General features: G+C 68.9%; 12 protein-coding genes. 3 read left to right on the forward strand and 9 right to left on the reverse strand.

Going from position 1 to position 12,436, the window contains the following annotated elements; all coding sequences use genetic code 11:
- The coding region (locus J7E25_RS15085; protein ID WP_214870990.1) for a hypothetical protein at window positions 1–273 on the forward strand (273 nt) is incomplete at its 5' end.
- A gap of 151 nt (window positions 274–424) precedes the next feature.
- Here the strand turns inward: J7E25_RS15085 and tyrS are convergent.
- The gene (gene tyrS, locus J7E25_RS15090; RefSeq protein ID WP_214870991.1) at window positions 425–1,726 is read right to left on the reverse strand and encodes a tyrosine--tRNA ligase; all 1,302 of its coding nucleotides are present in this window, start codon (window positions 1,724–1,726) and stop codon (window positions 425–427) included.
- Between the two features lie 153 nt (window positions 1,727–1,879).
- On the opposite strand from tyrS, the gene J7E25_RS15095 reads away from it, so the two are divergent.
- Window positions 1,880–2,503: a DNA-binding protein gene (locus J7E25_RS15095; RefSeq protein WP_214870992.1), complete on the forward strand. Its 624-nt coding sequence runs from the start codon at window positions 1,880–1,882 to the stop codon at window positions 2,501–2,503.
- A gap of 78 nt (window positions 2,504–2,581) precedes the next feature.
- Window positions 2,582–3,184: a hypothetical protein gene (locus J7E25_RS15100; RefSeq protein WP_214870993.1), complete on the forward strand. Its 603-nt coding sequence runs from the start codon at window positions 2,582–2,584 to the stop codon at window positions 3,182–3,184.
- Window positions 3,185–3,223: 39 nt separating this feature from the next.
- Here the strand turns inward: J7E25_RS15100 and J7E25_RS15105 are convergent, their stop codons facing one another.
- From J7E25_RS15105 to argC, 8 genes are all read right to left on the reverse strand, one after another.
- Window positions 3,224–4,882 carry a phospholipase D-like domain-containing protein gene (locus J7E25_RS15105; protein WP_214870994.1) on the reverse strand — a complete coding sequence of 553 codons (1,659 nt, stop codon included), beginning with the start codon at window positions 4,880–4,882 and terminating at the stop codon, window positions 3,224–3,226.
- 71 nt (window positions 4,883–4,953) lie between these two features.
- On the reverse strand, window positions 4,954–5,583 hold the full coding sequence (locus J7E25_RS15110) for a DNA-3-methyladenine glycosylase (RefSeq protein ID WP_214871135.1): 630 nt from the start codon (window positions 5,581–5,583) through the stop codon (window positions 4,954–4,956).
- A complete protein-coding gene (argH, locus tag J7E25_RS15115; RefSeq protein WP_214870995.1) occupies window positions 5,580–7,013 on the reverse strand; it encodes an argininosuccinate lyase in 1,434 nt (477 codons plus the stop codon). The genes J7E25_RS15110 and argH overlap by 4 nt, the downstream gene beginning before the upstream one ends.
- Window positions 7,013–7,942: an ornithine carbamoyltransferase gene (argF, locus tag J7E25_RS15120; RefSeq protein ID WP_214870996.1), complete on the reverse strand. Its 930-nt coding sequence runs from the start codon at window positions 7,940–7,942 to the stop codon at window positions 7,013–7,015. The genes argH and argF overlap by 1 nt, the downstream gene beginning before the upstream one ends.
- Before the next feature lie 29 nt (window positions 7,943–7,971).
- Window positions 7,972–9,162 carry an acetylornithine transaminase gene (locus J7E25_RS15125; protein WP_214870997.1) on the reverse strand — a complete coding sequence of 397 codons (1,191 nt, stop codon included), beginning with the start codon at window positions 9,160–9,162 and terminating at the stop codon, window positions 7,972–7,974.
- A complete protein-coding gene (gene argB, locus J7E25_RS15130) occupies window positions 9,159–10,088 on the reverse strand; it encodes an acetylglutamate kinase (protein ID WP_214870998.1) in 930 nt (309 codons plus the stop codon). The genes J7E25_RS15125 and argB overlap by 4 nt, the downstream gene beginning before the upstream one ends.
- A gap of 2 nt (window positions 10,089–10,090) precedes the next feature.
- Window positions 10,091–11,242: a bifunctional glutamate N-acetyltransferase/amino-acid acetyltransferase ArgJ gene (gene argJ / locus J7E25_RS15135; protein ID WP_214870999.1), complete on the reverse strand. Its 1,152-nt coding sequence runs from the start codon at window positions 11,240–11,242 to the stop codon at window positions 10,091–10,093.
- Window positions 11,239–12,282, reverse strand: a complete 1,044-nt coding sequence (gene argC / locus J7E25_RS15140; protein ID WP_214871000.1) for an N-acetyl-gamma-glutamyl-phosphate reductase — start codon at window positions 12,280–12,282, stop codon at window positions 11,239–11,241. The genes argJ and argC overlap by 4 nt, the downstream gene beginning before the upstream one ends.
- Window positions 12,283–12,436 lie beyond the last annotated feature (154 nt).

The raw sequence follows: 12,436 nt of genomic DNA on the forward strand, positions 1-12,436 counted from the left end.
TTTGACCTGACCAAAGAACTGTCAATCACTGACAATCCATCAATCTCAAAGAAATCCCAAACACCAACCAAAGTTGATGCCCGAGGTTATTTGGCATTGAACATAGTGCACGCTGTTGAGTTCTCAAGAAACGGACGCACCCGGTTCAGCGCCGATCTCGGCGCCTCTTCCGAGGCAGTTTCGTTCATCTCATCCGGTCATCCCGAGGGACGCGTCCGAATGCATCAAGCTCCGGAGATTTCTCTCTTCGAGGCTTGGAATGTTCCCGCTTGAGGCCGATGAGCCAAGGTCTTCATGGACCCTGTCGCTCTTTCGTTCCTTTGGGGCAACGAGTGATTACATTACGTGGAATCGGGGGTGCCTGCAACTCAGGCCCACATCCCGGGCGTGTCGCGCTTGGACCGCCCATTCCGGGTGGTCGCGCCTACTCCACGAAGACGCCCGCAAGCGTCTTCTTGCCCCTGCGCAGCACCGCCATGCCGCCCCGCGAGACGCGCCCTTCGAGCGTGGCCGTCTCGTCGTTGACGCGCACGTTGTCGAGCGAGACGCCGCCTTGGGCGATCGCCCGCCGGCCCTCGCTCTGGCTCGAGACGAGACCTGTGTCGACGAGGAGCTGGACGATGGGCGCATCGGGTGATGTCGTGGTGTTCGGCAACTCGCGAAGAGCAGCTTCGAGGGTGCCCGGATCGAGGGCCGCGAGATCGCCCTGCCCGAACAGCGCTTGCGATGCGGCGATGACGGCGGCCGTGGCATCCGCCCCGTGCACGAGTGTCGTGACCTCGGAGGCGAGCACCCGCTGCGCCTCGCGCTTGAATGCCTCACGCTCGACCATCTCGGCGAGCCGTTCGATCTCAGCTCGGCTGAGGAAGGTGAAGACCTTCAGCCGGTCGATGACGTCGGCATCATCGGTGTTGAGCCAGAACTGGTAGAAGGCGTAGGGACTGCACATCGCGGCATCCAGCCAGATGGCATTTCCCTCACTCTTGCCGAACTTCGTTCCGTCGGCGTTCGTGACGAGCGGGGTGCCGATGGCGTGCACGCTCGCCCCCTCGACCTTGTGGATGAGGTCGGTGCCGCTCGTGAGGTTGCCCCATTGGTCACTGCCGCCTGTCTGCAGCACGCAGCCGTAGAGGCGGTGGAGCTCGAGGTAGTCGAAGCCCTGAAGGATCTGGTAGCTGAACTCGGTGTAACTGATGCCCGCCTCGGAGTTGAGCCGAGAGGCGACTGCATCTTTCTTCAGCATCGTGCCGACGCGGAAGTGCTTGCCGATCTCGCGCAGGAAGTCGATCGCGGACAGGCCCGCGGTCCAGTCGAGGTTGTTCACGAGCCGCACTGCGTTCTCGCCTTCGCCCGAGAGGAACCGGCTCACCTGGCCCTGCAGGTAGCCGACCCATTCGGCGACGGTCTCACGTGTGTTGAGCGTGCGCTCGGCGGTCGGCCGCGGATCGCCGATCAGCCCGGTCGAGCCGCCGACGAGGCCGAGCGGCCGGTGGCCGGCGAGTTGGAGCCGGCGCATGACGATGAGCTGCACGAGATTGCCGAGGTGCAGGCTCGGCGCGGTCGGATCGAATCCGCAGTAGTACGTGATGGGCTCCCCCGCGAGCAGCTCCTTCAGCGCGGCCGGGTCTGTCGACACGTGCACATGACCGCGCCATACGAGCTCCTCCCAGACATCGTCGAACGAGGAGTCGTTCTCTTGGGAAGCGAGGATCACAGGGTCTGACACCCCGACAGATTATCAGCGCGATTGGCTCGGATTGGATATAGCCCTCAGCATTGAGTTGGTTTGCATAAAGATGTAGCCTTGATCACCTGAAGCGTTAGGTTGCAAGTTTCACTACGTCACCTCAATGCTCTGGCCTTCAGCAGAGGAGAACCGATGTTCGTCATCACCGCCGACCAGGTCGGGAGCCGCCGCGAACCGGATCGCACCGGCGCACTTGTCGCCGACCTCACCGAGAAGTTCGGCAACGGACTCATGCTCCCGGTCGACCAGACCGCCGGTGATGAGGTGCAACTCGTGACCCGTTCAGCGGAGACCGCACTCGCGATCGTGCTCGACACCACGCGCACCGGGCGCTGGAGCGTCGGGCTCGGCGTCGGCGACATCCGCTATCCGGTGCCCGACGCGGCACGCAAGGCGAGCGGCAGCGCATTCATCGCCGCCCGCGACGCCGTGGGCGCCGCCAAGCGAGCCGATGGGCGATTCGCGTTGCGAGCAGCACCGCTCACCACCCGCGTCACCGTGGCCGACGTCGAACCGCTCGTTCGGCTCCTCGTACTGCTTCGCGAGCGCAGGACGGAGCCCGGCTGGGAGATCGTCGAGCTCGTCAGGTCCGGCCGACAGCAGAAGGAGGCCGCCGCCATGCTCGACATCAGCCCGGCCGCGGTCAGCGCACGCCTGAAGGCGGCGATGTGGCGAGCGGAACAGGAGGCTGTGCCTCCGCTCGTCCGACTGCTGCAGGAGCTCGACGGCGAGGCCACGCACACTCCCCCCGAGTGACGAAGCGGCCGAGTCGACGGCCTCGCTATGCTGCTCGAAGGCCTCGGGCCGCACGGTCCCGGGTTCGGAAGGAGTTGCGTGAACCTCGTCGTCCTCGCCGACGTCATGACCTGGTCGGCACTGCTGCTCGCGCTTGCCGCGGCGACGGCGTTCTCGGTGCTCGCCTACCTGCGGCCGCGTCGCGCGTACGTGTGGTTCGCGGCCGGCACCCTCGGCATCGCCCTTCTCGCAGCAGCAACCGCGAGCGCGCCGGCGCAGTTCGGGCTCGCACCGCTCATCACCATCCTGGGCCTGACGATCGCCGTGTTCGGCGGCAGCCCGGCCGCAGCGACCGCGCTCGACCTCGCAATGGGCGGCACGGTCGATCCCGGACTGCACGGCGGCATCATCGTCGCCGAGAAGCCCTCCGCGAGTGAGGAACGCCAGGGAATCACCTCGACGAAGCGCCGTGAGGTGCTCCGCGGCGGGCTGACGATCGGCGTGCTGGAGCGCATCGCCACGGCCGGCGCCATCGTCGCCGGCTTCCCCGAAGCACTCGCCATCGTCGTGGCGGTGAAGGGCGTCGGCCGATTCACCGAGCTCGAGGCTCCCGAGGCGCGTGAGCGCTTCATCATCGGCACGTTCGCCAGCCTCATCTGGGCGAGCGCCGCAGCGCTCGTCGTGCATCTCGCGATCCGCTGATCCCGTGCTGGCGAGGGAGTCAGCGACGCCCACCAGCCGCTACAACCCGGCGAAGTAGCGTCGACGCAGGAACCGGTCGGTGCCGGAGCGGAAGTACCCGGCATCCGCCCACGCCGTGGTCTCGACGAGGTGCTTGCGACGGAGGGCCTCGGCAGGGGTGGTGGCACCGCTGAACTTGAGCGACTCGCGGAACGCATAGTGCGAGAACAACCGCATGTACTCGCCCAGGTAGACGTCGGCGACGGCGGAGTTGCCGCGAATGACCAGCATGTTCTCATCGTTGGTGTCGGTGGAGGCCTTCGAGAAGTTCGCCGACCCCACGACCACGATGGGGTCGGCGCCCAGCGGGTCGATGAGCATGTACTTCGTGTGGATGTACAGCACGTGCGCTTCCGCAGTGGCGCGGTCGGTCTCGGCGAGCCACCGGTCGAAGGTGTTGATCTCCACTCGTGCGCCCACGGAGACGGTGGTGTTCGGGCGGCGACGGATGCGGTCGATCGTGGCCGCCTGCTGCGCGAAGGTCGACCCGTTCCCCTTCTTCTCCATGAGTGCGAAGCGCAGCACGTCATCGGTGCTGTCGTACACGTCCACGAATCGGTCGTCCATGCCGAAGGCGAAGGTCATGAAGAGTGCACGCGACGCATCGCCGGCGAGCTCGGCATACCAGTCGAGTGCCGCGAGATCGGTGCGGGGCGAGAAGACCACGGTGGTGTCCGTCGCGCCGACGGGTACGGGTGCCGGGGTCATCGCTGTGGCGTCGATCGCGGTCGGCTTGCGGGTGACGTCACGTTCGAGCAGGGCCCAGTAGCCGGCGAATGTCGCCGCCACCGCGGGGTCGCGCACGAGGTGGGCGTTGTTGGAGTGGCCGAAGATGCCGTTCTGCGACAGGTTGGTCGAGCCCGTCCACACTTCAGCCGGGGCACCCGCGCGACTCAGGACGAAGAACTTGTTGTGGGCGAAACGCCCCGACCTCTCCCGCGCCGCGACGACGCCGGCGAGACCGCTTCCGACGAGGGCCGCTTCATTGCCGGCCTTCTGAGTGTCGCCGTCGTAGAGCACCTTCACCGTCGCACCGCGCGCACGGGCCGCAGCAAGCGCGGCGAACACGCGCGTGTTCTTGAACTCGAAGATCGCGCCGTGCAACACATCACCCGGGCCCGCTTGGCCGATGAACGCCTCGAGTCCCTCGATGAGGCCGCGAGAGAGCCAGTCGAACGCGGCCTGGCCGACCTCATCGGGCGGCCGGTTCTGGAACCGTCGAGCGTACTCCTGCGATGCGATGGAGCCCCGGTTGAAGAAGACCGCGTGGCGGCCGAGGTCGACCGGTTCAGTGGTGACCTCGAGATCCACCGTGGCACCGGGCACGAGCGCTCCGGGAGTGCCCGTCATCGCCGAGACGCGATACGTGTAGTGCTCGTTCGGGCTGACCGAGTAGTCGGCCCACTGGAACGACTGGAACGGATGCTGCCGCGACGAGCGGCCCACACCCGGCGGCGGGTTCGGCTCGACGCTCGCGAACGTCTTCAGGCCCGTCATCCATCGCACGTCGCCATCGGAGTGTCGCGTGCGGCGCACGGCGAAACCGAGCACCTTCTCAATACGGATGTCGGAGCGCTCCATGTTGAAGCCGAGCAGCACCACGTGGTTGCCTGCGATCGCCTGCGCGGTGAGCCCGTCGCGGCTGTCTGAGTTGCGCATGAGAGCAGCGTGGCGCAGCCGCTCTGGTTCCGCAACGGTGCAGGCCCGGAGTGCGTAGGCCGGCTACTCCGCTACTCCGCGGCGAGCCGGTGCCGCCGGTACGGCGAGACACCCGATTCGCCGACGAGCCAGAACCGCCACGGGAAGGCGGCTCCCCCGCCGGCGCCGCTGACGCCCGTGCGCGGTCCGCTCTCGAACGGCAACGGTGCGACCGGCACTCGCACCGAGAAGGGCGGTGAGAGCAGGTCTGCCCCGGTGGCCGAGAGCGGCACACCGAGCGTGAGCGACAGTCGTGCCGGCCCGCGAGCGAGGTCGCGATCGGATGCCCCCGTTCGCCGCAATCGGGCCAGCTCGAGCCCCTCGACCACGGTGCCGCCTCGCAGCAGCACGGCGGCCGAGGCTCCCGGATGCCCCGCCACGATGTTCAGGCACACGTGCATGCCGTAGCTGAAATACGCGTAGAGGTGGCCGGCTTCGCCGAACATCACCGCGTTCCGAGGGGTCTTGCCTCGGAAGGCATGGGAACCGGGATCGTCACCGCCGCGGTACGCCTCGACCTCCGAGAGCCGCACGGCGACGCGGCCCTCGTCGGTGTCGTGCTCTAGCACCGCCCCGAGGAGCAGGGGGGCGAGGTCGAGCGCGTCGCGTGCGAAGAACTCCCGGCCCGCGTCGACGAGCTCGGGGCCCGATGTGGCGGTCAGGGGCGCTCCTCGGGGAGCCCGGCCACGAGGTGGCGCACCCGGTCGGCGAGGCGCGCGAACTGCTCGGCCACACGCACGGGCGCCGTGCCGCCGATGCCGTCGCGGCTCGCAACCGAACCCTCGACCGTGAGCACCGCGCGTACGTCGGGTGTGAGGTGGGGCGATATCGCGGCGAGCGCATCGTCGTCGACGGCGTCGAGCTCGAGCGAGTGCTGCTCGGCGTAGCGCACGAGGGCGCCGGTGATCTCGTGCGCGTCGCGGAACGGCACGCGGCGCTTCACCAACCACTCCGCGACATCCGTCGCCAGTGAGAACCCCGCGGGAGCGAGCTCGGCCATGCGCTCGGTGTGGAACGTGAGCGTGGCGATCATGCCCGTGAACGCGGGCAGCAGCACCTCGAGCGTCTCGACGGAGTCGAAGACGGGCTCCTTGTCTTCCTGGAGGTCGCGGTTGTAGGCGAGCGGCAGCGCCTTCAGCGTGGCGAGCAGGCCCGTGAGGTTGCCGATGAGCCTGCCCGACTTGCCGCGGGCGAGCTCGGCGATGTCGGGATTCTTCTTCTGCGGCATGATCGACGATCCGGTGGAGTAGCCGTCGTCGAGGGTGACGAAGCCGAACTCCCGCGTGTTCCAGAGGATGATCTCCTCGGCGATGCGCGAGAGGTCGATGCCGATCATGGCCGTGACGAACGCGAACTCGGCGACGACATCGCGGCTCGCGGTGCCGTCGAGCGAGTTCTCGGCGGGCGCGGCGAAGCCGAGGTCGTGGGCGACAGAAGCCGCATCGAGCCCGAGCGTCGAGCCCGCGAGCGCTCCCCCGCCGTAGGGCGAGACATCCGCACGCCGGCCCCAGTCGACGATGCGCTCGAGGTCGCGCGAGAGCGCCCAGCCGTGCGCGAGCAGGTGGTGGGCGAGCAGCACGGGCTGGGCATGCTGGAGGTGGGTGCGACCCGGCATGACGGCGGCGCGATGCGTATCGGCCTGGGCCGCGAGCGCATCGATGAGGTGCACGAGCTGCTGGCCGATGACCGTGGCATGGTCGCGCAGGTAGAGGCGCACGAGCGTGGCGATCTGGTCGTTGCGGCTGCGGCCGGCGCGGAGCTTGCCGCCGAGCTCGGGCCCGACGATGCCGATGAGCGCCGCTTCGAGTGCGCCGTGCACGTCTTCGTCGCTCGCGGCAGCGGTGAGCTCACCCGAGTCGATCTGCTCGGCCAGGCGATCGAGGCCGGAAAGCATCTCGTCGAGCTCCGTCTCGGTGAGATACCCGGCCGCCGCGAGCGCCCGGGCGTGGGCGCGCGAGCCGGCGATGTCGTATGCGGCGAGCTGCCAGTCGAAGTGCGTCGACTTCGACAGCGCCGCGAGCTCGGGCGACGGTCCCGAGGTGAAGCGGGCGCCCCAGAGGGATCCCTCGTTCGTTCCGTGCTGATCCGACATCAGGCGTCCTTCCGCTCGAGCAGCCACACGAGCAGCGCCTTCTGCGCGTGCAGGCGGTTCTCCGCTTCGTCCCAGATGATCGACTGTGGTCCGTCGATGACGTCGGCGGCCACCTCGTAGCCGCGGTCCGCGGGCAGGCAGTGCATGAACACGGCGTCGGATGCCGCGAGTGACATGAGCTCCCGGTCGACGCCGTAGGCGCCGAACGTCGCGACCCGGTGCGCCTTCTCGTCTTCCTTGCCCATCGAGACCCACGTGTCGGTGACGACGACGTCGGCTCCGGCAACCGCCTCGGCGGCGTCGCTGAAGAGGGCGACCGAACCGCCGGTCGACTCGGCGATGCGGTCACCGTCGGCCACGACGGATGCCGCGGGCACGAACTCGTCAGGCGATGCGATCCGCACGTGCATGCCGGCGGTCGCACCGGCCAGCACGTAGGACTGCGCCATGTTGCTCGCACCGTCGCCGAGGAACGTCACTGTGAGCCCCGCGAGCCGGCCCTTGTGCTCACGGATGGTGAGCAGGTCGGCGAGCAGCTGGCACGGGTGGAAGTCGTCGGAGAGCGCGTTGACGACGGGCACCGTGGTGCCGGCCGCCATCTCCTCGAGCCCCGCTTGGCCGTACGTGCGCCAGACGATCGCGGAGACGAGTCGCTCGAGCACGCGCGCCGTGTCGGACGGCGTCTCCTTGCCGCCGAGCTGGCTGTTCGCCGTCGAGATGATGAGCGGCGAGCCGCCGAGATCGGCGATGCCGACCGCGAACGACACCCGGGTGCGGGTGGACGACTTGTCGAAGATCACGGCGACCGTCTGCGGGCCGGCGAGCGGCTGCTCCGCCCAGCGGTCCTGCTTCAGTCGTGCCGCGAGATCGAGGATCTCGGCCTGTTCGGCCGGGGAGATGTCATCGTCGCGGAGGAGGTGGCGGGTCATGCGGTTCCGTTCGGGGATCGGGGTCGAGGTCAGAGGGATACGGCGACGGCGTCGAGCGCGTGGCCGAGACGAGCGGCGAACTCGTCGATGTCGTCGTCGTCGATGATGAGCGGCGGCGCCATCCGGATGGTGGAGTCGTTCGCCGCGTTCACGATGAGGCCGCCGCGCATCGCCTCGGAGACGACTGCCGCGGCGACGGGCTCCGTGAGCGCGATGCCGATGAGGAGGCCGCGGCCGCGCACGCCGGCGACGAGTGGAGATTCGAGCGCCGCGACCCGCTCGCCGATCTGCCGGCCGCGTCGCGTCGCGTTCTCGAGCAGGCCGGCGCGTTCGATCTCGCCGAGCACCGCGTTCGCGACCGCGGTCGCGAGCGGGTTGCCGCCGAAGGTCGAACCGTGCTGGCCCTTCGAGTAGAGGGAGGACGCGTGCCCGAACGTGACGAGTCCGCCGATCGGGAAGCCACCGCCGATACCCTTCGCGACGGTGATCGCGTCGGGCGTGATGCCGGCGTGCTGGAAGGCGAACCACTCGCCGGTGCGCCCTGCGCCGGTCTGGATCTCGTCGACGATGAGCAGCGCGCCGTGCCGATGCGTGAGCTCGCGCGCGGTCTCCAGGAAGCCGTCGGGCAGCTCCACGACGCCGGCTTCGCCCTGGATCGGCTCGACGAAGAGGGCAGCGACCGCATCGTCGATGTTCGCCTCGAGCGCCGCGATGGTCGCGGGGATGTGCTCGACGCCGCCGGGCAACGGCTCGAAGGCGTCGCGCATGTGCGCCTTGCCGGTGAGTGCGAGCGAGCCCATGGTGCGTCCGTGGAAGCCGTCGATGAGGGAGAGCACGCGGGTGCGTGCGCCACCGGAGTTGTTGAGGCGGGCGAGCTTGAACGCCGCCTCATTGGCTTCGGCGCCGGAGTTGCCGAACCACACGCGTCCGTGGTCGCCGGCCCCGGCGAGGCGGGTGATTCGCTCGGCGAGCTCGAGCGCAGGCTCGGTGGTGAAGTAGTTCGACACGTGGGCGAGCTTCGCGGCTTGCGCCGACACCGCCTCGATGAACACGGGATGCGCGTGGCCGAGCGCGTTGACGGCGATGCCGGCGAGGAAGTCGAGGTACTCCTTGCCCGTGTCGTCCCACACGCGAGACCCTTGCCCGCGCTCGAGCTTCGCGAGCGGCATGGCCATCGAGCGCATGAGGCGCCGGTCGAATCGGTCCTGCCAGCCGCTCATGCGGGCACGACCTCCGTTCCGATGCCGGATTGCGTGAACACCTCGAGCAGGATCGAGTGCGGGATCCGGCCGTCGATGATCGCCGCCTTCGCGACCCCGCCCTCGACGGCGTCGAGGCAGGCGCGCATCTTCGGGATCATGCCGGATTCGAGACCCGGCAGCATCGTTTCGAGCTCGGGCACCTCGATGACCGACACGAGCGATTCGCGATTCGGCCAATCACGGTAGAGCCCCGCGACGTCCGTGAGGATCACGAGCTTGGCCGCGCCGAGCGCCGCCGCGAGTGCGGCTGCGGCCGAGTCGGCGTTCACGTTGAGGGACTGGCCGGGCACGTCACCGTCGGGCGCGATCGAGGATACGACGGGGATGCGGCCCGCTGCGAGGTCGGCGAGCACCGCAGCAGGATCGACGGAGATCACGTCGCCGACGAGTCCGAGGTCGACTTCTTCGCCGTCGACGACCGCACCGCGGCGGCGACCGGTGAAGAGACCGGCGTCTTCTCCCGAGAGACCCGAGGCGAGCGGCCCGTGCTCGTTGATGAGCGAGACGAGCTCGCGGTTCACCTGGCCCGAGAGCACCATCCGAACCACGTCCATGGTCTCGGGCGTGGTCACCCGGTAGCCGCCGCGGAACTCGCTCTCGATGCCGAGCCGCGCGAGCATGGCGGAGATCTGGGGCCCGCCGCCGTGCACGACGACGGGCTTGATGCCCGCGTACCGCAGGTAGACCATGTCTTCCGCGAAGGCACGCTGCAGCTCGGGGCTGACCATCGCGTTGCCGCCGAACTTCACCACGATCGTCTCGCCGTGGAAGCGCTTGAGCCACGGCAGCGAGTCGATGAGCACTTGGGCCTTGTCGGCCGCGGTGGCCTGAGCCGTGCCGATATGCTCGGCGGCCTCGATCTGGGTCACGTCGTTCCCGTTCATGCTCAACTCGCGTACGCGCTGTTCTCGTGCACGTAGTCGTGCGTGAGATCGTTCGTGCGAATGGTGGCGGATGCCTCACCGGCATGCAGCTCGATGAGCACGTGTGTGGCTCGTGGTGTGAGGTCGACCTGCTCGCGCGGCGCGTCGGGGCGGCCAGCGTGGCACACGCGGACCCCGTTCATCGAGACGTCGACGAGATACGGGTCGAAGGGCGCTGTGGTGGTGCCGATCGCGGCGAGCACACGGCCCCAGTTCGGGTCGTTGCCGAAGATCGCGGCCTTGAAGAGGTTGTTGCGCGCGACGGAACGGCCCACCTCGACGGCGTCGTCTTCGGTCACGGCGCCGCGCACCTCGATCGCGATGTCGTGGCTCGCGCCCTCGGCATCCGACTGCAGTTGCAGCGCGAGTGACGCGCATGCGTCGGTGAGCGCGGCCGTGAACGCCTCGAGTGAAGGAGCGACACCCGATGCACCCGAGGCCATGAGGGTGACCTGGTCGTTCGTCGACATGCAGCCGTCTGAGTCGAGGCGGTCGAACGTGACCCTCGTCGCGGCGCGCAGCGCGGCATCGAGGTCGGTGGCCGCAAGAGCGGCATCGGTCGTGAGCACGACGAGCATCGTGGCGAGCCCCGGAGCGAGCATGCCGGCGCCCTTCGCGATGCCGCCGATGCGCCATCCGTCGCCCTCGATCGCGATCGTCTTCGGCACGGAGTCCGTGGTCATGATCGCCCTCGCCGCATCGTCGCCGCCGGTCGCCGAGAGGCGGGCGGCTGCTGAGAGCACACCCTCTTCGACCACCTCGCCGTCGAGCTGGTCGCCGATGAGCCCCGTCGAGCAGACGAGCACGTCGCCGGCGGCGATGGCGAGGGCGGATGCCGCGGCCTCGGCAGTGCGGTGGGTCACCTGGAATCCCTCGGGGCCGGTGAAGCAGTTCGCGCCGCCCGAGTTCAGCACGATCGCCGAGACCTGCCCGTCGTCGATCACCTGCTCCGACCAGAGGATCGGGTTCGCCTTCGCGCGGTTCGACGTGAAGACCGCGGCCGCCGCTTGCGAGGGGCCGCGGTTCACGATCAACGCGAGGTCGAGCGCGCCCGAGCGTTTGATGCCGGCGGCGATGCCGGCCGCCTCGAATCCGGCGGGAGTGGTGACGGTCACGGGGCGACTCCGTTCACGGGCAATCCGGTGGACTCGACGAGGCCGAGCGCGATGTTCGCGGACTGGAGGGCGGCGCCGGCAGTGCCCTTCACGAGGTTGTCGACCGCGGCGACGACCACGACCCGGCCGGCCGCCTCATCGATCGCGAGGCCGAGCAGCGCTGTGTTCGCACCGAGCACGTCGGCGGTGCGCGGGAACTGCCCGGCCGGCAGGAGCTGCACGAAGCGCTCGCCCGCATAGGCGTCTTCCCAGGCGGCGCGAACCGTAGCGGCATCCGTGCCGGGCACGATGCGCGCCGTCGACGTCGCGAGGATGCCCCGCGACATCGGCACGATGACCGGGGTGAACGAGATCGTCGGTGCAGCCGCGCCCGCCCAGCGCAGCGCCTGGGTGATCTCGGGGATGTGCCGGTGCACACCGCCCACGGAGTAGGGGTTCGCCGAACCGAGGATCTCGCTGCCGAGCAGGTGCGCCTTGAGGCTCTTGCCTGCGCCCGAGGGGCCGACGGCGAGCACCGAGACGAGGTCGCGGTCTTCGATGACGCCCGCACGGATGCCGGGTGCGAGCGAGAGCGCGACGGTCGACGCGTTGCAGCCGGGTGCGGCGATGCGGCGCGTCTTGGTGAGCCGGTCGCGCTGGGTGCCGTGCATCCGCGGCAGTTCGGGCACGCCGTACGCCCACGCGGGATGGAAGTCGCCGCCGTAGAACTCGGCCCACGCCGCCTCGCTCTCGAGGCGATGGTCGGCGCCGCAGTCGATGACGAGCGTCTCGGGCGATAGTTGCGCGGCGATGCCTCCGGACGTGCCGTGCGGCAGTGCGAGGAAGACGACGTCGTGGCCGGCGAGTGTCTCGGCGGTCGTCTCCTGCAGCGTGAGGTGCGTGTACGTGCGCAAGTGCGGCTGCACCGATACGAGGGGTTGTCCGGCGTTCGAGTGCGCGGTGACCGTGCGCACCTCGAACTCGGGATGATCGGCGATGAGGCGCAGGATTTCTCCTCCGGCATAGCCGGACGCGCCGGAAACAGCGACGGAGTACGTCATGAATCCACCTTAGGGTCTGAGCGGTCGAGGGATGATCCGGCGACGCCCGCGGCAGACGGTCTAGACCGCAGCAGGGGTCGCCGAGATTCGGCGCTCGCCCCGGCGTCGGCTGCGCACGAGTGCGGCACGCGAAGCGCGTGCGGCAGTGGCGAAC

It is taken from the genome of Agromyces sp. ISL-38 (assembly GCF_018613935.1).
Lineage (GTDB): Bacteria > Actinomycetota > Actinomycetes > Actinomycetales > Microbacteriaceae > Agromyces.

Bases quoted from the DNA above. Each gene is read 5' to 3' on its own strand.
- J7E25_RS15105 (WP_214870994.1), bottom strand. From the start codon at position 4,882: ATGCGCAACTCAGACAGCCGCGACGGGCTCACCGCGCAGGCGATCGCA.
- J7E25_RS15095 (WP_214870992.1), top strand. From the start codon at position 1,880: ATGTTCGTCATCACCGCCGACCAGGTCGGGAGCCGCCGCGAACCGGAT.
- argC (WP_214871000.1), bottom strand. From the start codon at position 12,282: ATGACGTACTCCGTCGCTGTTTCCGGCGCGTCCGGCTATGCCGGAGGA.
- argB (WP_214870998.1), bottom strand. From the start codon at position 10,088: ATGAACGGGAACGACGTGACCCAGATCGAGGCCGCCGAGCATATCGGC.
- argH (WP_214870995.1), bottom strand. From the start codon at position 7,013: ATGTCGGATCAGCACGGAACGAACGAGGGATCCCTCTGGGGCGCCCGC.
- argF (WP_214870996.1), bottom strand. From the start codon at position 7,942: ATGACCCGCCACCTCCTCCGCGACGATGACATCTCCCCGGCCGAACAG.
- J7E25_RS15125 (WP_214870997.1), bottom strand. From the start codon at position 9,162: ATGAGCGGCTGGCAGGACCGATTCGACCGGCGCCTCATGCGCTCGATG.